This window comes from Ferrovibrio terrae, assembly GCF_943371255.1.
Classification (GTDB): domain Bacteria; phylum Pseudomonadota; class Alphaproteobacteria; order Ferrovibrionales; family Ferrovibrionaceae; genus Ferrovibrio; species Ferrovibrio terrae_B.
The window spans coordinates 1-20,666 of record NZ_CALRUC010000081.1 but is presented as its reverse complement, the minus strand read 5'-3'; the positions used below and the strand labels follow the sequence as shown (position 1 = coordinate 20,666).

The following is a 20,666-nucleotide window of genomic DNA, read 5'->3' as shown; positions in this document are numbered from 1 at the left end:
CCGAGGAAGCCGGCCGGCTCGACGATGCCGGTATGGGTCCACTGCACTTCACCGCGCTCGATATCGAGCGCATGCATCTGGTTGTCGTAGGTGATGACGAAGACGCGACCGCCGATGGCGGTCGGCGCGCCGCGGATCGGCTGCTGCAGCTGCGTCGCCCAGAAGGCGCGGCCGGTGGCAGGTTCCAGCGCCACGATGTCGCCATAACCGGTGGCAACGAACAGCTTGTCGGCATGCCAGGCAAGGCCGCCGCCGGTGGCGCCGCTGTCTTCCCTGCGCGGCGTCAGGTTGACGCGCCACAGGCGCCGGCCGGTGGCGACATCAAAGGCGCTCACCTGCGCTGCCGCATCCATGGCAAACACACGGCCGCCGGCGATCACCGGCTGGGCCAGAATCTTCTGCTCTTCATCGGCCGCAGTACCAAGGTCGCCGGTCCAGGCGGTACGCAGGCGATCGGGCAGTTCCAGATGCTGCATGGCATGGCTGGGATAGCCGCCGGCCTGCGGCCATTCCGGATTGCGCCATGGCTTGGGCAGTGCCACCGGCGTTTCGGCCAGTTGCGGATCGGGATCGAGCTGGCTGTCGAAAGCGATCACCGAGATGCGCTCGCCGGTCGCGACCGGCTTGGCCTCTTCCTCGAATATCGATGAGATGGTGTCGCAGGCTGCGACGCTCAGCACCGCAACCGCCAGTAATGCAAAGCGCTGCATGGGCATCCCGTTCCTCGGCCTGTTGTGCCGGTTACTGTACTGGGCCGCCGAGGGCGGCGAGCAATTCGGTGGCACGGCCACGCAGGCCGGTCGCTACCAGCGGGTCGTCGGCCAGTGCCGTGAGCTGGCGCCGGGCCTCGTCGACATTGCCGGCCTTCAACTCTGCCACGGCACTGAGTTCACGGGCATTGCCGTACCATGCGCTGCCGCTGCCGATATTGGCCAGCCGCTGCTTGATCTGGTCCGACGTCAACTGCTCCATGCCATGGAAGGCGGCGAGATAGCGGGCCAGATCGCGGAAGCGGGCATCCAGCTTGGCATCGCCGGCCATGGCATCATACACGGCAATGGCGCCGGTGATGTCCTTGGCTTCGATCAGGTTGGCGGCCTGCTGGAAGCGGGCCAGAACGGCATAGCCGCCGGCATCGGCCTGCGACAGATCGGCAAACGCCGTGGCGGCCTCGGCGGGCTTGCCGGCTTGGGCCAGGCCCAGCGCGGCACTGAAGCGGGCACCGGCGGCGGCGGCCTTGTCGGCTTCCCAGCCCTTCCAGACCTGATGCCCGGCGACGCCTGCCAGCAGCAGAACGACAGCGCCGATAGCGACGGGGCTCCAGCGTTTCCAGAGCTTTTCCGCCCGGTCGCGGCGGACTTCCTCGTCGACTTCCTCGATGAAATTGGCCACACCGAACTCCGCAAGCACACAGACAGGGGATTCCGACCCGGCTGCCGGGTCTGAAAGCGGCGCGTACCTTACCCGGATCGCCCCCCGATGGCAAAGCCCGGAAGACTCCCATTTTTTCAGGTAACCTTTTGATAACCCTTAGAGTCTTGGCAAGCGGGATAAAATCGAATAGTCTGCGCCCGCATTGGAAGATCAAGGGCAGTGCCAAGCATCGCCAACGGGCGACCGCCAAAGGGGGAACCTGATGCGTCGATTTTGGATTGCGGCGATCACTGTTGTGATCTGCGCCAGCGTTACCGGAGTCGCGTTCGCCCAGGCGAAACGCGCGGCCAAGCCAACAGCCCTGATCCCCTTCGAGACCGAACGCGCCAAGGAGCGCGGCGAGCGCGGCGCGCATGGCCTGATCCGGCTGAATGACGATGTCGCCCGCATGTCGGCCTCACGCATCATCGAAATGCCGGTGGTCGATGGCCGCATGGGCGAGCATGCCCGTCTCGACGGCGTGGAACTGTTCTTCCCCTATGGCAGCGTGGTGACCGCCACCGCCGAATTCCACAGATACCGCCCGGCCCTGCTGGCCTCGAGCGACAATACCGTGCCCGAATTCAATCCCGATCCGCATTACGACCGGGTGAAGGCCTTCGACCACCATCTGGGCAAGGTCTGCGCCAGCGAGAAGCTGGCTGAAGGCCAGCGCATCGAGATGCGCATCAGCCCCGACCGCGTGATGTCGGTGGTGCATGTGCTGCCGGCCAAATATGCCGGCCCGACCTCGCAGGATCACCCGTCCTACAAGGTCATCAGCGGCCTGGAGATGCGCTTCCTGTCATTCAAGGAGCCCGATGCCGACCGCCTCTACCGCCAGTGCCAGCGCCCCGGCGGCACCAAGGTTTCCTCAGCCGATTAAGCCAGCTCCCTCCGGGGTGGCACCATGACCCAGAATGACTGGCTGCAGCTTGCTGCGGTGCTGCTGGCCGCCCTGCTGATCCTGCCGGCCGCCCTGCGGCTGCCCTGGCGCAGCAGCCGCATCCTGATGTATCTCGCGATCTGGCTGGCGATCTTCGCCGCCGTGGCCTTTGCCTACCGGCTGCTGAATTAATAATAGTAACTCTCACGTAATTTTTATCGACGCTCGGTCCCGGCGGCCCATATCCTGCCCCGTCCCGGTCGCCCAGCGCTGGCCGCGACCCATGCTGCACAAGCCCATATCTGCAAACCGGAGAGTCCAATGAACGCCGATCTGCTCAGCCTCATGCCGAAGGTGGATTTTTCCCGCCGCGGCTTCATGGCCACCAGCCTCATCACGGGTTTCACCGTTGCCGCCGGTCCGGTGATGGGCCAGACCGCCATCAAGACCGACGAGACCGGGCTGACCGCCGGCGAAGTGAACATCCCGGTGCCGGGCGGCACCATGAAGGCCTATCGCGCCCAGCCGTCGGGCACCGGCCCCTTCCCCACCATCCTGGTGGTGCAGGAAATCTTCGGCGTGCATGAATACATCAAGGATACCTGCCGCCGTTTTGCCAAGCAGGGCTTCCAGGCGATCGCCGGCGATCTCTATGCGCGCCAGGGCGACATGAGCAAGGTGACCGACATGCAGGGCGCCGTTGCCGTCGCCGGCAAGGTGCCGGATGCGCAGGTGATGGCCGATCTGGACGCCACGGCGGCCTGGGCGGCGAAGAACGGCGGCAACGCCAACAAGCTGGGCATCACCGGCTTCTGCTGGGGCGGCCGCATCACCTGGCTGTACAGCGCACATAACCCGAAGGTGAAGGCCGGCGTGGCCTGGTATGGCCGCCTGGTCGGCCAGGCCAGCGAGCTGACGCCGAAGCATCCGGTCGATATCGCCAAGGATCTGAAGGCGCCGGTGCTGGGCCTGTACGGCGGCGCCGACCAGGGCATTCCGAATGCCACCGTCGACCAGATGAAGGCGGCACTGGATGCGGCGAAGAAGTTCAATGTCTTCTACGTCTATCCCGACACGCCGCATGCCTTCCATGCCGACTATCGCCCGAGCTATCGCAAGGAGCAGGCCGAGGACGGCTTCGCCAAGGCGGTGGCCTTCTTCAAGATGCATATGGGCTGAGGTGTATTGAACGGGAGGCATGCTAGGCTGGCGCCGCTGATAGCGGAGTCGCCTGCATGCTTCTCGTTCCCACCTATGCTGCTGCCAGCAGCATCCAGGGCGTCGGCCTGTTTGCCGCGGCCCCCATCGCCCGGGGCACCCTGATCTGGCGTTTCGAACCGGTCTTCGACCGCATCATCCCGCAAGCCGATTTCGACACCCTGCCGCCGGTGGCACGCGCCTTCGTCGAGCGCTACGGCTATGTCACGCCGCAGATTCCGGGCGGCTGGGTGGTCAGCCTGGACAACACCCGCTTCATCAACCACAGCCCGGCGCCGAACACCGACAACACCACGCCGGTGACATATGCCGCGCGCGACATCGCGCAGGATGAGGAAATCACCTGCGACTACGGCGAGTTCTGCGACAGTTTCGAACTGGACTGAGCAAAAGAAAAAGGCCCGCCGATGAGCGGGCCTTTCGCATGTCGTAAGACAGACTGCCTTACAGCCGGTCCTTCAGTTGCTTCGAGGCCTTGAAGCGCACGCCCTTGGAGGCAGCGATCTTGATCGCTTCGCCGGTCTGCGGATTGCGGCCCTTGCGCGCCGCACGCTTGGACACCTTGAAGGTGCCGAAGCCGACGATGGTGAAACCGCCTTCCTTCTTCAGCGACTTGGCCATTGCCTCGAACACCGCATCGACCGCGTCGCCGGCCGCGGCCTTGGTGGCGCCGGCGGTCTCACGCACGATCTCGATCAAATCAGCCTTGTTCATTTTTCCCTCCAGGAATCCGCGGATCACCCCCGCCATACAGACTCGGATGATCCGCAGCGGGTGATAGCAGTTACCCATATCCAAACCGGCAGACAAGCCGTCGGCACAGCCCAAGGCGCCCTGATTTGCAAAGCGAATCGCAGGGGCCGGCGATTCGGGGTTTGGTTGACCGAGATCAAAGTTGCCCGGGGTCGGTGGCGCTAGCGTCCGGCCTGACTGCACGACAACAAAAGGACATGCATCATGCCGTTTGCTCAGACTCTGTTTTTGGTCGCTACGGTTGCCGCGTTTTCGATCTTCGGCATCACGCTGGCCTATTGCCGCGCCGTATCGAAAGACCTGCCGAAGTAAGCCCTAGCCGAACAGCGCGACGGGCAGCAGGCGGCGCAAGGCGCCTGCCTGCACCAGCGCTTTCGCCGCAGCCAGATCGGGTGCCAGATAGCGATCCTGCGCCATGAACGGCACCTGCGCCCGCAGCAAGGCCTGCGCCGCCAGCAATTTCTGCGATGTGACGAGCGGCGCGCGCAGATCGACGCCCTGCGCGGCACAGAGCCATTCGACCGCCACGATGCCCGCCGCATTCTCCGCCATCGCCAGCAGGCGATAGCCGGCATGGGCCGCCATCGAGACATGGTCTTCCTGGTTGGCCGAAGTGGGAATGGTATCGACGCTGGCCGGATGGGCGCGCTGCTTGTTCTCCGATGCCAGCGCCGCGGCCGTCACCTGGGCGATCATGAAGCCGGAATTGATGCCGGGATCGGGCGCCAGAAACGCCGGCAGGCCGCTGAGCACCGGATCGACCAGCAGCGAGATGCGGCGCTCGGCGATGTTGCCGGTTTCTGCCAGGGCCAAGGCGATGATATCGGCGGCAAAGGCCACCGGTTCGGCATGGAAGTTGCCGCCCGAGAGAATTTCACCTTCGCCAAACACCAGCGGATTGTCGGAAACGCCATTGGCCTCCACCGCCAGCGTGGCGGCAGCATTGCGCAGGATATCCAGCACCGCGCCCATCACCTGCGGCTGGCAGCGCAGGCAGTAGGGATCCTGCACGCGCTCGTCGCCCTCGCGATGCGAGGCGCGGATCTGCGATCCCTCCAGCAGATGCAGCAGCAGATCGGCCACCACGATCTGGCCCGGCTGGCCGCGCGCCGCGTGAATCCGCGGATCGAACGGCGTGTCGCTGCCGGCGGCAGCATCGGTGCTGAGTGCGCCGCAGACCAGCGCCGCAGCCACCACATCCTCGGTAGCAAACAGCCCGGCCAGCGCGAGCGCGGTCGACACCTGCGTGCCGTTGAGCAGCGCCAGGCCTTCCTTGGCGCCCAGCTGCAGCGGCTGCAGCCCGGCTTTCGCCAGGCCCTTGGCGGCCGGGCATTCACGGCCGGCGATGCGCACGGTCCCCTCGCCGATCAGCGGCAGCACCAGATGCGCCAGCGGCGCCAGATCGCCCGAGGCGCCGACCGACCCCTGCGCCGGCACGCAGGGCAGCACATCGGCCTTGAGCAGCGCGAGCAGCGCCTGGATGGTGTCCCAGCGCACGCCGGACAGGCCCTGGGCCAGGGAATTGATCTTCAGCAGCAGGATCAGCCGCACGATGGCATCGGGCAGCAGGGGCCCGGTGCCGACCGCATGGCTGAGCACCAGGCGGCGCTGCAATTCCGCCACCTGGTCGGGCGGGATGCGCACCCTGGCGAGTTTGCCGAAGCCGGTGTTGATGCCGTAGACCGGCGCAGCGCCGGCGGCAGCCGCGGCCACCAGCGCAGCCGAGTTATCCACAGCCGGACGCGCGGCGGCATCCAGCGTGATGATCATGGCGCCGCCGCGATAGAGCGTGGCCAGCGCGGCGAACGGCAGTTTTCCTGGCAGCAATTGGTAAGGCATGGCGCGGTCCCGCATCCCAGTGACCCGATCATAGGGCGATGTCCGACATGACGCTAAAGCCGGGTGGGTTAACTTGTCTATACATGATTATTTGACTTGCCGGATTTCGCGCCACGGTCTTAATCTGTGCAGCATCGGGGGTGGGGCTAGGGCGACCGACAGCGAACAGGTGGGGCTTTTGTGGATGGCCCGGAAAATGGGCAATCTGCTGGAGATCAGAGCCTGATCGGATGCACGGCACACGCGGCTGATCCAACGATACCGGCCACGACGCATGGCATGGTTCGTGCTTTCTGACCTGTATAGACCATTCTAGAGGGGTGGGGATGAGTGCCGTAAACCAGATGCCAGCCGCAGCCGCGGCACCAATCGGCGAAACCGAGATCGAGGCCTATCAGACAGACGGCGTGATCGTGCTGCGCGGCCTGTTCGCCGACTGGGTCGAGCCCCTGCGCGCCGGCATCGCGGCGCTGATGGCCGATCCGAGTCCGCTGGAGCGCACCGTGAAGCCGGAGGACGGTTCCGCCCCCTTCTTCCAGGACCTGTGCAACTGGCAGCGCATTCCTGAATTCCGCCGCTTCGTCGAGCAATCACCGGCGGCGCAGATCGCCGCCGCACTGATGCGCTCCAGGACCGGCCGCTTCTTCCATGACCATGTGCTGGTGAAGCAGCCCGGCGGCAGCACGGTGACCCCCTGGCACCAGGATCAGCCCTATTACTGCGTCGACGGCAAACAGAGTGTCAGCTTCTGGATTCCGCTTGATCCGGTCGGCCGCGACGTGGTGATGGAATGCGTGCGCGGCTCGCATCGCTGGGGCAAGGATTTCCGCCCGATGCGCTTCAACGGCACGCGCCTCTATGAAAACGACAATTTCGAGGTGATGCCCGATATCGAGGCGATGCGCGGCGAACTGGATATCGCCGGCTGGGAGATGCAGCCCGGCGATGCGATCGCCTTCAACTTCCGTACCGTGCATGGCGCGCCGGCCAATCATTCCACCCGCATGCGCCGCGTATTTTCCGCCCGCTGGGTCGGCGACGATGCCGTCTATGCCCAGCGTGCCGGCAAGGGTTCGCCACCGTTCACCGGCCTGACCATGGCCGATGGCGATCCGTTCGATGCGCCGATTTTTCCTGTCGTCTATTCCGCCGGCGCTTCGCTCACCTGAGTCTCACCCCGCCCCGAACAGTCGTGCCGGGGTGGTTCATTCCAAAGTTCAAGCCCGTTCAATCCAGGAGACCATGATGTCCAAATCCAACAAACTTGCTATCGCAACCCTCGTCGGCGCCGCCTTCGCGCTCGGCGCCACCCTGGCCCAGGCGCAGGAAACCAAGGTCGGCATCGGCATCTCGGGCTGGACCGGCTTCGCGCCGATCACGCTGTCGAAGGAAGCCGGCATCTACAAGAAAAACGGCCTCGACGTCACCATCGCCAAGATTCCGCAGAAGGACCGCCACCTGGCGCTGGCCTCGGGCGACATCCAGTGCGCCGCCACCACGGTGGAAACCTGGATCGTGTGGAATGCCAACGGCATCGCCACCACCCAGCTGTTCAAGATGGACCAGGGCATGGGCTCTGACGGTATCGTGGCCAAGCCGGGCATCGAGAAGGTCACCGACCTGAAGGGCAAGACCGTGGCGGCCTCGGCGCCGGGCACCAACCCGCATTTCACCCTGTCGTGGATTCTGAAGAAGAACGGCATGAAGCTGAGCGATGTCACCCTGGTGACCCTGGAGCCGGCACCGGCAGCCAATGCCTTTGTCGCCGGTACCAGCGGCCTGGATGCGGCCGTGACCTACGAACCCTATCTGAGCCTGGTGCGCAACAAGCCGGAATCCGGCAAGCTGATCGCCGACAGCCTGCAGTATCCGATGGTGTTCGACAGCTTTGGCTGCACGCCGAAGTTCATCAAGGAGAACCCGAAGGCCGTGAAGGCGCTGGTGGACAGCTACTTTGAATCGCTCGACATGATCGCCAAGGACAAGACCAAGGCCTTCACCATCATGGGCGCCGACGTCAAGCAGACCGCCGAACAGTTCGAGAAGTCGCAGTCCATGATCAAGTGGGCCGACCGCGCGGCGAACAAGAAGTTCTTCAGCGGTGAAATCCAGGCTTTCAACAAGGAAGCCGCCGTCCTGCTGCTGGAAATCGGCGTCATCAAGGCGATCCCTGCCAACATGGACGCCCTGTTCGACACCAGCTTCCTGAACTGATTGCCAATACCGCAGTCCCACAGAGTCCGATGATGAACATTATGCCGAGGTTTGTATGAAACTGCTCGTCCCCGTGACGCGCGAGAATCGCATCGTGCTTGGCATAGCGTTCTTTGTCGGATTTGTGGGGCTGTGGGGCCTGGTCACCTGGGCCGGCCTGGTGCCGCCGCATTTCCTGGCGACCCCATGGCAGACCGTGGCATCGGGCTTCAATCTGTTTGTCGCCCAGAAATTCAGTTTCGATGTTGGCATGACGGTCTGGCGCGTGGTCGGCGGTTTCCTGATCGCCGCCGTGATTGCCGTGCCGCTCGGCATCGCCATGGGGGCCTACAAGCCCATCGAAGCCTTCTTCGAACCGTTCATTTCCTTCGCCCGCTACCTGCCGGCCTCGGCCTTTATTCCGCTGCTGATCCTGTGGGTCGGCATCGGCGAGAGCCAGAAGCTGACCGTCATCTTCCTCGGCTGTTTCTTCCAGCTCACCCTGATGATCACCATGATCGTCAGCGCCACGCGCCGCGATCTGGTCGAAGCCGCCTATACGCTGGGCTGTACCGATACCGGCGTGATCCGCCGCGTGCTGCTGCCCGGCGCCGCGCCGGAAATCGCCGAGGCGCTGCGCCAGGTGCTGGGCCTGGGCTGGACCTATATTATCGTCGCCGAGCTGATCGGCGCTTCATCTGGCATCGGCCACATGATTACCGACAGCCAGGCGCTGATGGCGACCGACCATATCATCGCCGGCATCGTGGTGATCGGCCTGGTCGGCCTGATTTCCGACCTGGCCTTCAAGAAAGCCAACCAGCATCTCTTCTCCTGGAGTCTCCTGCGGTGAGCCGTCTCTCGATCCGTAACGTCGGCAAGACCTTTCCCGGTGTACAGGGTGGCCAGCCGACCCAGGCGCTGCAACCCGTCAGCCTCGATGTCGCCGACAACGACTTCATCACCGTGCTGGGCCCGTCGGGCTGCGGCAAATCCACCCTGCTGCGCCTGGTCGCCGGCCTGGAAACGCCGAGCACCGGCGATATCCTGCTCGATGGCGAACCGGTCACCGGCCCCGGTGCCGATCGCGGCGTGGTGTTCCAGAGCTACACCCTCTTTCCCTGGCTGAACGTGCGGCAGAACATCTGCTTCGGTCTGCGTGAAAAAGGCATGCCGGCCAAGCAGCAGCGCGAGATCAGCGATCGCTTCATCGCCCAGGTCGGCCTGCGCGGTTTCGAGGCGCATTTCCCCAAGCAACTGTCAGGCGGCATGCAGCAACGCGTGGCCATCGCCCGCGCCCTGGCCAACGATCCGAAAATCCTGCTGCTGGACGAGCCCTTCGGTGCGCTGGACAACCAGACCCGTGTGCTGATGCAGGAACTGCTGCTCGGCATCTGGGAACAGGCGCAGAAGACCGTGCTGTTCGTCACCCACGATATCGACGAGGCAATCTTCATGGCCAGCCGCGTGGTGGTGTTCACCGCACGGCCCGGCCGCATCAAGACCGAAGTGGCGACCGATTTCCCGCATCCGCGCCCCTATACGATCAAGACCTCGCCGGAATTCATGGCGATCAAAGCCCGCCTGACCGAGGAAATCCGCGCCGAGGCGATTGCCGCCGATCACTGACGCCGCCAGGAAAGCTGCCGATGACCGCCGCGCCTGCCAACAGACTGCATTCCGGGACCGCGCCGACGCTGGCGCTGTATGAACGGATCAAGGACTACATCCAGCGCAAGATTCAGGATGGCAGCTGGCCGCCCGGCCATCGCCTGCCCTCGGAGCAGGATCTGGTCGATGAATTCGGTACCTCGCGCATGACCGTCAACCGTGCGCTGCGCGAGCTGGTGGAAAAAGGCCGCATCGTGCGTGTGGTTGGCGTCGGCAGTTTCGTCGCCGAGGACAAGCCGCAATCGACGCTGCTGCAGATCGCCAATATCGCCAGCGAAATCCGTCAGCGCGGCCACGATTACCGCTGCGAACTGCAACTGGCCGAGCGGATCGCCGTGCCGCCCGATATCGGCGCCTGGCTCGACCTGCGGCCGGGCGAATCCGTCTTTCACATCGTCTGCCTGCATCTGGAAAACGACGTGCCGGTGCAATTGGAAGACCGCTATGTCAATCCGCGCATGGCACCGGGTTTCCTCGGCCAGGATTTCACCGCCATGCCGCCCAGCGAATATCTGGTGCGCAACGTGCCCTGCGACCAGATCGAACATGTGGTGGATGCCGCCCTGCCCAGTCCCGACCAGGCAATGCGACTGGCCATGCCGCCGAGCGAACCCTGCCTGCTGCTGATGCGGCGGACATGGAATCGCGGCAGCGCCGTCACCCTGGTGCGTTTCCTGCACCCCTCGTCGCGCTATCGGCTCGGCTGCCGTTTCCCGGTCAGCGGCAACCAGCATTTCGGCTGAGCCATGCAGATCCGGTCATTCCAGAATACCGACCGCGCCGCCGTCATCGCGCTTTGGCAGGCCTGCGGCCTGACCCGGCCGTGGAACGATCCCGACAGCGATATCAGTTTCTGCGTCAGCAAACCTGAATCGACCATTCTGGTCGGCGAGCGCGACAGCAAAATCGTTGCCAGCGTGATGACCGGCCATGACGGCCATCGCGGCTGGCTGTATTACCTCGCCGTCGATCCGGCGCTGCAGAAGGCCGGCCATGGCCGCGCCATGGTGCAGGCGGCCGAGGCCTGGCTGACGGCGCGCGGTGTGCCCAAGGTGATGCTGATGGTGCGGCCGGAGAACACCCAGGTGCGCGCCTTCTACGACGCCCTGGGCTATGCGGAAGAACCGCGCGTGATCTTCAGCCGCCGGCTGGATGGCAAATAATCAGCCCAGATTGAGGAAGTCGCGCTTGGCCAGCGGCACGCCCCTGTGGCGCAGGATGTCGTAGGCCGTGGTGGCGTGGAAGAAGAAGTTCGGCAGCGCGAAGGTCAGCAGATAGCTCTGGCCGGTGAAATTCAGCTCGATGCTGCCGGCCTTCACCACCACGGGGCGCTCTTCGGCGCCGGCAAAGGCGGCCTCGCCGATCCCGTTGATGAAATCCAGCGTGGCGGTGATGCGGGCCTGCAGCTCGGCGAAACCCCGCTCGGTATCGGGGTTGCTCGGCGGCGTAACGCCGGCCGGCCGTGCGGCGCCGAATTTGGCGGCATCGCAGGCAGCCTGAATCTGGCGCGTCAGCGTGTACATATCCGGCGCCAGCCGGGCATCCAGCAGGTCGGACGGGATCAGGCTGCTGGCGGCGGCATGGGCCTCGCCCTTGGCCAGGATCTTGGACAGCGCGCCCAGCGTGCGGGCGAAAACCGGCACCGAGGCCTGGTACATCGATAACGACATGCGATTGATCTCCGGATGAAACTGAAAGCCGTCCTCGCGGCCCGGCTACAACTAGGGAACCGACTGGAAATGGCAAGACCGCGTCAGCGCCCGCCGCTGCGCGCCTCGTCGAAATACTTGCGCAGCAGCGGCATGGCATTGCCATGATCCTGCACCACCATCACCATGTCCAGCGTCTCGCCATCGGCGGCGAGTGGCAGGCGCAGCACGCGGTAGGACAGCGGCTCGCCGGAGCGGGTGATCACGCTGACCTGCACATATTGCGGCTGGCGCTCGCGCTGCATCTCGCACAGATCGTTCCACAGCATCACGCCATGCTGCGGCGGCACCAGCGCCAGCACCGACTGGCCGGTGATCTCGACGCCGCGCATGTCGCGCGTCATGGTGCCGGCCAGCCGATAGCGGAAATCCGGCGGGTCGGTGATGACATCGATCAGGATCAGGCGGGCGAGGATCGGCTTGAGTTCCAGCGGATCGAAATCGGCGCGCGCCGGCATCATGCGCCCGGCCCGCTTGGCCTGCCACAGTTCAAGGGCAAAGCGGCTGGCATCGTCCACGATCACATCGGTCGGCGGCAGGCGCGTGTATTGCACGCGCATGTCACGGCTGTCGATCGCCACCGGTTCGTGGGTCGCCACGCTGTTTATCCCCCCCAGGCCCCGGCCGGGATATGGCCAAAGCGGGCGCAGGATAGCCCCTGCGGGCGGCGACTCAAAGCATGAGCGGCGCGGATTGCCGGCCGGACGGTCGCTTCGTGGCAGGAAAATCGGTTTTCAGGAGGCTTTTGCCTTCAGCGCGGCGGCATACAGGTCGGGCTTGAAACCGGCCATCAGCTTCCCCGCGCCAAAGGCGAGCATGGGCCGCTTGATCATGCTGGAAGAGCCCCTGATCTCCAGCCGGCGGCTGGCGTTCTTCAGGTTTAGAGTCCGGCATTGCCGTCATCCATTCCAGATTCATGGAGACCAAACCTCTCGGAGACGCCAGAGTCTACTTCAAGCGGGTCGATACTCTCGCGGCACAACACCCTGCGCGACGCACGTGAATATGACACTGGCACCGGGCATCCCTAGACCCCGGCAATGGTGCCACGCGGTTGCCAGATCAGTGTTGTCGCCCAACGCGACATCAAATCGGCCGCGCTCTGGGCTGAATCGCCGATCTGCGGGGGTGGAGCGATGCCGGCTGGACGTGCCAGTCCGGCATCGCGAGCCTGGCGCGGCGTCACGCCGAAATGCTCACGGAAGAGCCGGCTGAACTGGCTGGGCGAAGCAAAGCCGTAGTCGAGGGCTATATCGAAGATGCGCAGGTGTCGTGTGTGCGGGGAGATCAAGGCCTGGAAACAGGCGACAAGGCGGCGTCGCTGGATATGACTCCACACTCCGCCCTGCTGCTTGAACAGACGATAGATAGTCGAACGCGAACAGCGAAAATGCTGACAGATTTTCTCGGGACCAAGATCAAAATCATTCAGATGCTTCTCGATATAGCGGCAGATGACCGTGAAAGAGGCGCCCTCGGCAGCGCTCGATGCGATGTCGCCATGCAGAGCCAGGGAATCCATCAGGCCGAGCGTAACTTGAACGATGGAGTCAGCCTCCTCCGTGCGGGCCACCGAAAGGGTTTCGCGAAGAGAGGCCAGATAGCTGGAGAATATCCGTGCGGCCGCCGAGCCGTCGGGCAGAAAGTTCCCGCGAATATCGGTCAGATAAGGTAGCTCCTCGCGCAGCAAGGGGCGCGGCAGCACGAATGTTATGGCGCGGGCATCGACAGATTGCGCATCGAGCTCATACGCCATGTTGACCGCATAGACGTTGCCCCATTTCTGAACGAAATCAGCTTTTCCGTTGACAACGTGGTTGCTGCCTTCACAGAGCAACTGAAACAGGACGTGATCGACATCGTCATACCGAGCCATCCATTGGCGGTCGCGCCTGAATGTCTGGGCTGCGAATTTCGATTCGGCCAGTATCGCCCTGCCCAGATGGTACTGATGAATTTCCGGGAGAGGATCGCCGGGGCGCGTTTCACGGACGGGTTGCACATCGAAATAGGGCGCGACGCTTTGCCGCCACAAGGCGAGATGCTCGTCCTCTGGCACGATCCCGGGCGACAGTGATGTACTTAATATGCCATTTTCCATCGACGCGCCGCTTTCTATTGGCCCCAAGCAACCGTCAGCCGGCGGTAGGCTAGGCTAGGTGTCGACGGGGGTGCAACCATAAAGAAACAGTCCCCATGCATCTTGATTTAAAGACGCAGGGCATTGGCGCGCGTATATAAAAAAGAATACGCAATTACGGGTTCTGTTTCTTTATTCAGCAGAGCGTTCTGATTCACTCAACGCCGTAAATCAATTCGGCCGATTTGAATACCCTGACCCGACCGAGCGATCTGGCTTGTATCTGTTTATGCGGCATGCAGACCGGGCCTGCATAAATGAAGCACCACCTTAGTCTTTCTTCAGCGCCGCCGCATACAATTCCGGCTTGAAACCGGCCATCAGCTTGCCCGCGCCAAAGGCGAGCATGGGCCGCTTGATCATGGCGGGCTGCGCCAGCATCAGTGCGATGGCCTTTTTCTCGGTCAGGTTTGCGCGCTCGGCTTCGGGCAGCTTGCGAAATGTCGTGCCGGCGCGGTTGAGCACGGTCTCCCAGCCCAGCGCCTTGCACCAGGCTTCGAGATGCGCGCGGTCTATGCCGGCGGTCTTGTAGTCATGGAATGTGTAGGCGACGCCATGATCGGTCAGCCAGGTGAAGGCTTTCTTCATGGTGTCGCAGTTCTTGATGCCGTAGATGGTGATGGTCATGGTCCGGCCAGTTTACGCGTAACCATGCAGCTGCATCCAGTCTTCCAGCTCGCGCCGTGTGTCGTCCGGGACCGCGGCATCGAAATCCTTGTCGCCGCGGCCGATATGCGCGCTGCCCGGCGACACCACATCGGCATCGAAGCTGTTGCCGGTGCCGAGGAAGGCGGCGACCCGTTCCAGGGTTTCGTCCCTGTGGTTGACCAGGTCTTCCAGCCTGACTTCCAGCAGGCTGTCGGCGGGAACGGTCGGCTTCAGCTCGCGATAGGTCCTGAGCATCGCGGCGCAGATCGACAGCGCCAGCGCCCCGTCGGACGGGAACCAGACCTGTTTGGTCAGCGACGACACCACATCGCGCGGATCGCGGATCATGTGGATGAACTTCATCCGCGGATACAGCTCATGCAGAAAATCGAAATGCAGGAAATTCTGCGGCGTGTCATCAACCCAGCGCGACGCGTCCGACCCCTTCAGCGGCCCGGCATAGAGACGGTCGAGGAACCGCCGGCATTCGTCCAGCATCTCGGTGCGCGTGAAGGTCTTGGCGACAAAGAACGGCTTCAGCAGCCCTTCGGCATTGACGATGCCCTCGGGCGCCCGATGCGCTGTCAGCCGGTTGACGAAGTCGGTGCAGCAGGCATCGTAATGCGCCAGGCCGAAATATTGCCCGACCGCATGGATCGAGCCGCGGGCCTGCGGGTTTTCCCGCTGCACGATCTCGAAGGCTTCCGGGAAGGTCAGGTTCTGCAGGGTGCCAATCTCCCCCACCCTGGCATTCAGATCGATATCGCGGAAGCCGAAGCGGCGCACCCGCAGCGCGCGGTTGACGAATTCATGGATGGCCGTGTGATTGCGCACCAGGTCGTAGCGCCCGCCCAGCTGCTGCACCAGATCCTTGAGGCCGGCACGCTCGACGATCAGCTTGTTTTCATGGCCGGGCAGGCAGAATTCGGGATGGCTGTGCAACAGCTTCGCCATGATCGACGTGCCCGAGCGCCCGGTTCCGCCGATGAATACAGGACGGTCCAATTCCATTGTGCTGTCCGATGTCCGCATGGCGACTGGTTCAGTCTCCATTGGTTGCAGACCGGGCCTAAACGAACCGTAAACAGGGTGGCATAAAGCCGGACCGCGTAGCCCGGCCCGTTGCTCAGTCCAGCGCGGCGATCACTTCGATTTCGATCAGGAAATCCGGATTGACCAGCGCGGTGACGCCGACCAGCGTGCTGGCCGGATATGGGCCGTCGCCGAACACCCTGGCGCGTGCGCCGCGCACTGACGGCAGCTTGTCAGGCGTCAGCCCGACCACATAGGTGACCATCTTGAACACATGGCTGAAATCCGCACCGGCTGAGGCGAGCGCGGTTTTCAGATTCTTCAGCACCTGCTCGGTCTGCGCGCCGAGGTCGCCCTTGCCGACCAGGTTGCCCTCGGCATCGAGCGCCACCTGGCCCGAGATATGAACCTGCCGGCCAGCAGAGACGACAGTGACATGGGTATAGCCGGTCGGCTTCGACAGGCCCTGCGGATTGCTGCGGTCGATGGTCATGGCCCTGCCCTCTTCAGCTGTTATAGACAATCTTCACCTTGTCGGCGGCGGCTTTTGCGGCCTTGCGCGCGGCATCGGTATCGCCGTCCTTCACCAGCGCCAGCGCCACGCCCATGCGGCGATAGGGCCGCGTGGTCGGCTTGCTGAAAATGCGCAGGTCGATATCGGTGCCGGGCGCCGGCGACTGCAGCGCCTCGGCCAGCCCTTCGATGGCGAAGTCGGTGGCGTCGCGGTCGGCGAGGATGACGGCCGATGCGCTCGCGCCATGCTGGGTGATGCTGGGGATCGGCAGGCCGAGAATGGCGCGGGCATGCAGATCGAACTCGGTCAGGTTCTGCGAGATCAGCGTCACCATGCCGGTATCATGCGGGCGCGGCGACAGTTCGGAGAAGATCACCGCATCGTCCTTGATGAAGAATTCGACGCCGAACAGGCCATAGCCGCCCAGATTGTCGACCACCGCCTTGGCCTGGCGCTGTGCCTCGGCAATCGCCGTGTCCGACATCGGCGTCGGCTGCCAGCTTTCCTGATAATCGCCGCGCTCCTGCCGGTGGCCGATCGGCGGACAGAAAATCACGCCGTCGCGGGTGCGGATGGTGAGCAGGGTGATCTCGTAGTCGAAGGCGATGAAGGCCTCGACGATCACGCGCTTGCGGTCGCCGCGCATGCCGGCCACGGCATAATCCCAGGCCCTGTCGATATCGGCCGCAGCCTTCACCGTGCTCTGGCCCTTGCCCGACGATGACATCACCGGCTTGACCACGCAGGGGATGCCGACGCTCGCGACGGCAGCGCGCATCTCGTCCAGGCTTTCGGCATAGAGGAATTTGGATGTCGGCAGGCCGAGTTCGTTGGCCGCCACATCGCGGATGCGGTCGCGATTCATGGTCATCAGCGTGGCGCGCGCCGAGGGCACCACCTTCTGGCCGCGATCCTCATACTCTTTCAGCACTTCGGTGCGGATCGCTTCCACTTCCGGCACCACGAAGTCGGGCTTGTGCCTGTCGATGGCCGCACCCAGCGCTGCGCCATCCAGCATCGAGAAGACCTCGAAGCCATCGGCCACCTGCATGGCCGGCGCGCCGGCATAACTGTCGCAGGCGATCACCTGGGCGCCGAGCCGCTTGGCGGAGATGACGAATTCGCGGCCCAGCTCGCCCGAGCCGAGCAGGAGGATTTTGGCGGTGGGGGTCATGGGCTTGGTGCTCTCGCTGGCCGTTACTGAGACAGCAAGGCTTATAGCAGCGAGAGACCGCGCAAGGCAAAGCCCCGCCCCCTGATCTGGCCCGGATTCAGCCCGTCGGCATGGTCTCGAATTTCTGCAGGGCCGGATCGAGCGGGTCCCAGGCATGACCGCGCGCGGCATAGGTGACCACCTGCGGCATGAAGCGCGACGGATCGTCCAGGCTGGCGGCATGGATGGTGAAGAGATCGGGCATCGCGGCAAAGGTCAGGTAGACCGGCGCGCCGCAGTTTGGGCAGAAGCCATGTCGCTTCAGGTTGCCGCTGTCGCCCGCGATATTCCATTCCTTTGCCGTACCGCTGAGGCTCACCGCCTTGCGATCCGCAAAGGTGAGATACGAGCCGTGGCCGGTGCCGCTCTGCTGCTGGCAGTGACGGCACTGGCAGTGGTTGGAAAACACCGGCTCGGCCGCGATCTCGTAGCGGACGGTGCCGCAGGCGCAGCCGCCGGTATAAGCCTTGGTCATGTCTGTCTCCTCTTGTGCAGGCGCAGGTTTCCGGTCCGTTGCGGGGCGATGCGCCCGAACGGGATTAACGTCAGTCTGTCAGTGTTGCGGTTTCGCTCAGTCCAGATCGTCGGCGACACTGCCGAGGTTGCTGGCGCATGTTTTCCAGCCCTCGCTCATGCCGCGATAGGCCGTGTCGTTTTTCGGCAGCACGAAGCCGGAATGCACCAGGCGCAGCCGCGTGCCGGTCTGCACCTGCGTCAGTGTGAAGGTCACCACCGTATCGAGCTTCGAGCCATAGCCGGTATTGCTCTCGTCGCCGCCTCTCCATGCGTAGGAAAAGCGCTCGTTCGGAACCGCCTCCAGCACCTGGCAGTGGATGGTGCCGTCCCAGGCGCCGGCCGGCTTGGTCCTGAAGGTGAACTGCTTGCCCGCCACCGGTTCGAAACCATGCGGCTCCATCATCCAGCGCGCGATCAGCGCGCCGGTGGTCAGCGCTTTCCAGATCACCGCGGGCGCATGGTGAAACACTTCATCGACCACGATCTGTTGCGTGGCGGATTGCAAGGTGGCGGCGCTCATGGGTCGATGTCCTTCAGCAGGCTGCGCAGGTCGGCGAAGCGGTCGCGCCAGAAGGCGCTGTAATGGCTCATCCAGTCGGCCAGCGGCACCAGCCCGTCGGGCCGGGCGCGGTAATAGACCTTGCGGCCCTCGGGCCGTTCGATCACCAGGCCGGCCTGCTTGAGCGATTTCAGATGCTGCGAGATGGCGCTCTGGGTGACGCCGCTGCCGCTGGTGAGTTCGGCCACGGTGATCTCCGCGGCGCCCACGACGCGCTCGAACACGGCGCGGCGGGTGGGATCGGCGAGCGTGCGCAGGACGGTGCTGATATCGATGGCTTCGGTCATGAAGAAGTATTAGTATATACTAATTGATTAGTCAATACTAATTCGTCGCCGGATGCTTTTTAAGCTGGTCTGTCGGAACGTTACCCCCGGCTTCGCCCTTGGATGGACGCCACCGCACGCAGGAAGGTACACGCCATGAAGGTTACGCAATGTCTCTGGTTCGATAAGGACATGGAGGCGGCACTGCGCTTCTACACCGCGCTGCTGCCCGGCTCGTCGCTCGACTGGGATTCGACCCTGGCCGCTGAATCGCCGTCGGGTCCGGCCGGCAGCGTGAAGATCGCCGGCTTCACGCTGGGCGACCAGCGCTACATGGCCTTCGAGGCCGCCGGACGGCCCGATGCGTTCAACCACTGCATCTCAATCATGATCGAATGCGACAGCCAGGCCGAGATCGACCGGCTATGGGACGCATTGGGCAAGGACGGCCGGTATGAAGAATGCGGCTGGCTGCGCGACCGCTGGGGCCTTGCCTGGCAGATCACACCAAAACGACTGGCCGAGCTGATGAGCGACCCCGACCGCGCCAAGGCCAAACGCGTGGCCGAGGCGATGCTGAAGATGGTGAAGCTGGATATCGCCGCACTGGAAGCCGCGGCGAAGGGGTGAGCGAACGCGGGAGGTCTAGGGCCTGCCCTGCTCCCGCACCACATCGAGGAAGGCACGCAGGGCCGGCGGCACGGCGCGGTGGCCGGGATAATAGACCGCCATCGCTTCGGCGGCCGGCATCCAGGCGGATAGCACCGCGCGCAGCTGTCCCGCCTTGAGCGCCGGCGCGGCGGCCAGGTCGACAACATAGGCAATGCCCAGTCCCTGCACGGCGGCATCGACCATCAGTTCCTCATCGTCGAGGATCACCGATCCCGCCGCAGCATCCACGGTCATGCCCTGCCCGGCGCGGGCAAACTCCCAGCGGTACAGCTTGCCGCCCGGCAGGCGATGGCCGATGCAGCGATGCTGCGTCAGCTCGTCCGGCGTTTTCGGCATGCCCGCGCGCGCGAGATAGTCCGGTGCCGCGACGCAGATGAAGCGCACCGGTTGCGCCAGCGGCACCGCGATCATGTCGCGCGGGATCGAGTCCGCCAGCCGCACACCGGCATCGAAACCGCCGGATACGATATCGACCAGCCGGCCTTCCACCACGACATCCACCGTCACATCGGGAAAGCGCTGCGCCATCGCGGGCAGCACGGCGCGCACCAGCAGCGCAGCCGCCAGCCGCGGCGCGTTGATGCGCACGGTGCCGGCCACCTGCCCACGGAAGCCGGCGACACTGTCGAGCGCATCGTCCAGCGCGGCCAGCGCCGGCTGCAGCTGGCCGAGCAGCCGGAAGCCCGCTTCGGTCGGCGCGACGCTGCGCGTCGTGCGGTTCAGCAGGCGCAGGCCCATGCGCTCCTCCAGCGCCCGCATCGCATGACTGAGCGTGGACGGCGCGGTGCCCAGCTCGTCCGCCGCGCGCCGGAAGCTGCGATGGGTGGCAACCGCCACGAAGGCGGTGAGATCGGAAAGCGATGGCCGGATCATTGCTGGGAATTTTGCATCAAGCCATGCCGAATTCAACGTCTAATCCCAGCAATCGTCCGCCCCTATGTTCAGGCCTGCACTTACACACAGGAGCCTGACATGACCAACCGTGACGCCATCTTCCCCGCCGACCGCCATGCGCTCTACGACCTGCACCAGTATTCGCCGGCGATCCGCTCCGGCGACCTGCTGTTCGTGTCCGGCCAGGTCGGCAGCCGCGCGGACGGCTCGCCCGAACCGGACTTCGCCAGGCAGGTGAAGCTCGCCTTCGCCAATCTGAAAGCGGTGCTGGCTGCGGCGGGTAGCAGCTTCGACGATGTGGTGGATGTGACGAGCTTCCACACCGATCCGGCGACGCAATTCGACACCTTCATGGCCGTGCGCGCGGAAGAGATCGGCGAAGCGCCCTGGCCGACCTGGACGGCGCTGGGCGTGACCTGGCTCGCCGGCTTCGATTTCGAGATCAAGGTGGTGGCAAGGGTGCCGAAGCAGGACTGAGCCGACTTCCGCAGGGCGCGCAGATTTTTTTGCGAGCCCTGTCGGTTCAGCCT

The 20,666-nt window shown here is 64.2% G+C and carries 27 protein-coding genes; 12 read left to right on the top strand and 15 right to left on the bottom strand.

Annotated elements, in window-relative coordinates:
- Both AAG799_RS16075 and AAG799_RS16070 read right to left on the bottom strand, forming a co-directional pair.
- Positions 1–710, bottom strand: a 710-nt coding sequence (locus tag AAG799_RS16075; protein WP_341897684.1) for a PQQ-binding-like beta-propeller repeat protein, incomplete at its 3' end; no start/stop codon positions are given.
- A gap of 31 nt (positions 711–741) precedes the next feature.
- On the bottom strand, positions 742–1,392 hold the full coding sequence (locus AAG799_RS16070; protein WP_341897683.1) for a tetratricopeptide repeat protein: 651 nt from the start codon (positions 1,390–1,392) through the stop codon (positions 742–744).
- Positions 1,393–1,636: 244 nt separating this feature from the next.
- Here AAG799_RS16070 and AAG799_RS16065 point away from each other — a divergent pair, with 244 nt between their 5' ends.
- The 4 genes from AAG799_RS16065 (at position 1,637) to AAG799_RS16050 (ending at position 3,903) form a co-directional block, all read left to right on the top strand.
- On the top strand, positions 1,637–2,299 hold the full coding sequence (locus AAG799_RS16065; protein WP_341897682.1) for a hypothetical protein: 663 nt from the start codon (positions 1,637–1,639) through the stop codon (positions 2,297–2,299).
- Positions 2,300–2,323: 24 nt separating this feature from the next.
- The gene (locus AAG799_RS16060) at positions 2,324–2,491 is read left to right on the top strand and encodes a hypothetical protein (protein WP_341897681.1); all 168 of its coding nucleotides are present in this window, start codon (positions 2,324–2,326) and stop codon (positions 2,489–2,491) included.
- Positions 2,492–2,620: 129 nt separating this feature from the next.
- Positions 2,621–3,478, top strand: coding sequence for a dienelactone hydrolase family protein (locus tag AAG799_RS16055; protein ID WP_341897680.1), 858 nt, complete (start codon positions 2,621–2,623; stop codon positions 3,476–3,478).
- Between the two features lie 56 nt (positions 3,479–3,534).
- Positions 3,535–3,903: an SET domain-containing protein-lysine N-methyltransferase gene (locus AAG799_RS16050; RefSeq protein ID WP_341897679.1), complete on the top strand. Its 369-nt coding sequence runs from the start codon at positions 3,535–3,537 to the stop codon at positions 3,901–3,903.
- A gap of 58 nt (positions 3,904–3,961) precedes the next feature.
- Here the strand turns inward: AAG799_RS16050 and AAG799_RS16045 are convergent, their stop codons facing one another.
- Entirely contained in the window at positions 3,962–4,231 is a 270-nt protein-coding gene (locus AAG799_RS16045; RefSeq protein WP_341897678.1) for an HU family DNA-binding protein, read from the bottom strand.
- Positions 4,232–4,585: 354 nt separating this feature from the next.
- Positions 4,586–6,109 (bottom strand): histidine ammonia-lyase, encoded by a 1,524-nt coding sequence (gene hutH, locus AAG799_RS16040; RefSeq protein WP_341897677.1) that lies wholly within the window; start codon positions 6,107–6,109, stop codon positions 4,586–4,588.
- A 326-nt stretch (positions 6,110–6,435) separates the two neighbouring features.
- On the opposite strand from hutH, the gene AAG799_RS16035 reads away from it, so the two are divergent.
- From AAG799_RS16035 to AAG799_RS16010, 6 genes are all read left to right on the top strand, one after another.
- On the top strand, positions 6,436–7,278 hold the full coding sequence (locus AAG799_RS16035) for a phytanoyl-CoA dioxygenase family protein (protein ID WP_341897676.1): 843 nt from the start codon (positions 6,436–6,438) through the stop codon (positions 7,276–7,278).
- Between the two features lie 76 nt (positions 7,279–7,354).
- On the top strand, positions 7,355–8,323 hold the full coding sequence (locus AAG799_RS16030; RefSeq protein WP_341897675.1) for an ABC transporter substrate-binding protein: 969 nt from the start codon (positions 7,355–7,357) through the stop codon (positions 8,321–8,323).
- Between the two features lie 55 nt (positions 8,324–8,378).
- On the top strand, positions 8,379–9,155 hold the full coding sequence (locus AAG799_RS16025) for an ABC transporter permease (RefSeq protein WP_341897674.1): 777 nt from the start codon (positions 8,379–8,381) through the stop codon (positions 9,153–9,155).
- Positions 9,152–9,931, top strand: a complete 780-nt coding sequence (locus AAG799_RS16020; RefSeq protein ID WP_341897673.1) for an ABC transporter ATP-binding protein — start codon at positions 9,152–9,154, stop codon at positions 9,929–9,931. The genes AAG799_RS16025 and AAG799_RS16020 overlap by 4 nt, the downstream gene beginning before the upstream one ends.
- A 20-nt stretch (positions 9,932–9,951) precedes the next feature.
- Positions 9,952–10,716, top strand: coding sequence for a histidine utilization repressor (gene hutC, locus AAG799_RS16015; RefSeq protein ID WP_341897672.1), 765 nt, complete (start codon positions 9,952–9,954; stop codon positions 10,714–10,716).
- A 3-nt stretch (positions 10,717–10,719) separates the two neighbouring features.
- Positions 10,720–11,136, top strand: a complete 417-nt coding sequence (locus AAG799_RS16010; protein ID WP_341897671.1) for a GNAT family acetyltransferase — start codon at positions 10,720–10,722, stop codon at positions 11,134–11,136.
- Here AAG799_RS16010 and AAG799_RS16005 read toward each other — a convergent pair whose 3' ends face one another.
- The 10 genes from AAG799_RS16005 to AAG799_RS15960 form a co-directional block, all read right to left on the bottom strand.
- A complete protein-coding gene (locus AAG799_RS16005; protein WP_341897670.1) occupies positions 11,137–11,643 on the bottom strand; it encodes a DUF1993 domain-containing protein in 507 nt (168 codons plus the stop codon).
- Positions 11,644–11,726: 83 nt separating this feature from the next.
- Positions 11,727–12,281, bottom strand: a complete 555-nt coding sequence (locus tag AAG799_RS16000) for a PAS domain-containing protein (protein ID WP_341897669.1) — start codon at positions 12,279–12,281, stop codon at positions 11,727–11,729.
- Between the two features lie 428 nt (positions 12,282–12,709).
- Positions 12,710–13,783 (bottom strand): helix-turn-helix transcriptional regulator, encoded by a 1,074-nt coding sequence (locus AAG799_RS15995; protein WP_341897668.1) that lies wholly within the window; start codon positions 13,781–13,783, stop codon positions 12,710–12,712.
- Positions 13,784–14,092: 309 nt separating this feature from the next.
- Positions 14,093–14,449 (bottom strand): ArsC family reductase, encoded by a 357-nt coding sequence (locus AAG799_RS15990; RefSeq protein WP_341897667.1) that lies wholly within the window; start codon positions 14,447–14,449, stop codon positions 14,093–14,095.
- Positions 14,450–14,461: 12 nt separating this feature from the next.
- Positions 14,462–15,481, bottom strand: coding sequence for a sulfotransferase (locus AAG799_RS15985; protein WP_341897666.1), 1,020 nt, complete (start codon positions 15,479–15,481; stop codon positions 14,462–14,464).
- 115 nt (positions 15,482–15,596) lie between these two features.
- Positions 15,597–15,995, bottom strand: a complete 399-nt coding sequence (locus AAG799_RS15980) for a RidA family protein (protein WP_341897665.1) — start codon at positions 15,993–15,995, stop codon at positions 15,597–15,599.
- Positions 15,996–16,008: 13 nt separating this feature from the next.
- Positions 16,009–17,190 (bottom strand): formate-dependent phosphoribosylglycinamide formyltransferase, encoded by a 1,182-nt coding sequence (purT, locus tag AAG799_RS15975; protein WP_341897664.1) that lies wholly within the window; start codon positions 17,188–17,190, stop codon positions 16,009–16,011.
- A 97-nt stretch (positions 17,191–17,287) separates the two neighbouring features.
- Positions 17,288–17,704 carry a GFA family protein gene (locus AAG799_RS15970; protein WP_341897663.1) on the bottom strand — a complete coding sequence of 139 codons (417 nt, stop codon included), beginning with the start codon at positions 17,702–17,704 and terminating at the stop codon, positions 17,288–17,290.
- 96 nt (positions 17,705–17,800) lie between these two features.
- A complete protein-coding gene (locus AAG799_RS15965; RefSeq protein ID WP_341897662.1) occupies positions 17,801–18,265 on the bottom strand; it encodes an SRPBCC domain-containing protein in 465 nt (154 codons plus the stop codon).
- Complete coding sequence (locus AAG799_RS15960) at positions 18,262–18,591, bottom strand: metalloregulator ArsR/SmtB family transcription factor (RefSeq protein ID WP_341897660.1); 330 nt, start codon at positions 18,589–18,591, stop codon at positions 18,262–18,264. The genes AAG799_RS15965 and AAG799_RS15960 overlap by 4 nt, the downstream gene beginning before the upstream one ends.
- Before the next feature lie 135 nt (positions 18,592–18,726).
- Between AAG799_RS15960 and AAG799_RS15955 the strand changes: the two genes are divergently transcribed.
- Positions 18,727–19,200 (top strand): VOC family protein, encoded by a 474-nt coding sequence (locus tag AAG799_RS15955; RefSeq protein ID WP_341897659.1) that lies wholly within the window; start codon positions 18,727–18,729, stop codon positions 19,198–19,200.
- 15 nt (positions 19,201–19,215) lie between these two features.
- Here AAG799_RS15955 and AAG799_RS15950 read toward each other — a convergent pair whose 3' ends face one another.
- Positions 19,216–20,115 (bottom strand): LysR family transcriptional regulator, encoded by a 900-nt coding sequence (locus tag AAG799_RS15950; RefSeq protein ID WP_341897658.1) that lies wholly within the window; start codon positions 20,113–20,115, stop codon positions 19,216–19,218.
- Positions 20,116–20,214: 99 nt separating this feature from the next.
- Here AAG799_RS15950 and AAG799_RS15945 point away from each other — a divergent pair, with 99 nt between their 5' ends.
- A complete protein-coding gene (locus AAG799_RS15945; protein ID WP_341897657.1) occupies positions 20,215–20,613 on the top strand; it encodes a RidA family protein in 399 nt (132 codons plus the stop codon).
- The last annotated feature ends 53 nt before the right edge of the window (positions 20,614–20,666 follow it).

Excerpts from the sequence above, each read along its gene's own strand:
- AAG799_RS15955 (WP_341897659.1), top strand. The coding sequence starts at position 18,727 with ATGAAGGTTACGCAATGTCTCTGGTTCGATAAGGACATGGAGGCGGCA.
- AAG799_RS16050 (WP_341897679.1), top strand. The coding sequence starts at position 3,535 with ATGCTTCTCGTTCCCACCTATGCTGCTGCCAGCAGCATCCAGGGCGTC.
- AAG799_RS15980 (WP_341897665.1), bottom strand. The coding sequence starts at position 15,995 with ATGACCATCGACCGCAGCAATCCGCAGGGCCTGTCGAAGCCGACCGGC.
- AAG799_RS15990 (WP_341897667.1), bottom strand. The coding sequence starts at position 14,449 with ATGACCATCACCATCTACGGCATCAAGAACTGCGACACCATGAAGAAA.
- AAG799_RS16060 (WP_341897681.1), top strand. The coding sequence starts at position 2,324 with ATGACCCAGAATGACTGGCTGCAGCTTGCTGCGGTGCTGCTGGCCGCC.
- AAG799_RS16005 (WP_341897670.1), bottom strand. The coding sequence starts at position 11,643 with ATGTCGTTATCGATGTACCAGGCCTCGGTGCCGGTTTTCGCCCGCACG.
- AAG799_RS15995 (WP_341897668.1), bottom strand. The coding sequence starts at position 13,783 with ATGGAAAATGGCATATTAAGTACATCACTGTCGCCCGGGATCGTGCCA.
- AAG799_RS16055 (WP_341897680.1), top strand. The coding sequence starts at position 2,621 with ATGAACGCCGATCTGCTCAGCCTCATGCCGAAGGTGGATTTTTCCCGC.
- AAG799_RS16025 (WP_341897674.1), top strand. The coding sequence starts at position 8,379 with ATGAAACTGCTCGTCCCCGTGACGCGCGAGAATCGCATCGTGCTTGGC.
- AAG799_RS16045 (WP_341897678.1), bottom strand. The coding sequence starts at position 4,231 with ATGAACAAGGCTGATTTGATCGAGATCGTGCGTGAGACCGCCGGCGCC.
- AAG799_RS15970 (WP_341897663.1), bottom strand. The coding sequence starts at position 17,704 with ATGACCAAGGCTTATACCGGCGGCTGCGCCTGCGGCACCGTCCGCTAC.
- AAG799_RS15950 (WP_341897658.1), bottom strand. The coding sequence starts at position 20,115 with ATGATCCGGCCATCGCTTTCCGATCTCACCGCCTTCGTGGCGGTTGCC.
- hutC (WP_341897672.1), top strand. The coding sequence starts at position 9,952 with ATGACCGCCGCGCCTGCCAACAGACTGCATTCCGGGACCGCGCCGACG.
- AAG799_RS16035 (WP_341897676.1), top strand. The coding sequence starts at position 6,436 with ATGAGTGCCGTAAACCAGATGCCAGCCGCAGCCGCGGCACCAATCGGC.
- AAG799_RS16010 (WP_341897671.1), top strand. The coding sequence starts at position 10,720 with ATGCAGATCCGGTCATTCCAGAATACCGACCGCGCCGCCGTCATCGCG.
- AAG799_RS15985 (WP_341897666.1), bottom strand. The coding sequence starts at position 15,481 with ATGGAATTGGACCGTCCTGTATTCATCGGCGGAACCGGGCGCTCGGGC.
- purT (WP_341897664.1), bottom strand. The coding sequence starts at position 17,190 with ATGACCCCCACCGCCAAAATCCTCCTGCTCGGCTCGGGCGAGCTGGGC.
- AAG799_RS15960 (WP_341897660.1), bottom strand. The coding sequence starts at position 18,591 with ATGACCGAAGCCATCGATATCAGCACCGTCCTGCGCACGCTCGCCGAT.
- AAG799_RS16030 (WP_341897675.1), top strand. The coding sequence starts at position 7,355 with ATGTCCAAATCCAACAAACTTGCTATCGCAACCCTCGTCGGCGCCGCC.
- AAG799_RS15965 (WP_341897662.1), bottom strand. The coding sequence starts at position 18,265 with ATGAGCGCCGCCACCTTGCAATCCGCCACGCAACAGATCGTGGTCGAT.
- AAG799_RS16065 (WP_341897682.1), top strand. The coding sequence starts at position 1,637 with ATGCGTCGATTTTGGATTGCGGCGATCACTGTTGTGATCTGCGCCAGC.
- hutH (WP_341897677.1), bottom strand. The coding sequence starts at position 6,109 with ATGCCTTACCAATTGCTGCCAGGAAAACTGCCGTTCGCCGCGCTGGCC.
- AAG799_RS15945 (WP_341897657.1), top strand. The coding sequence starts at position 20,215 with ATGACCAACCGTGACGCCATCTTCCCCGCCGACCGCCATGCGCTCTAC.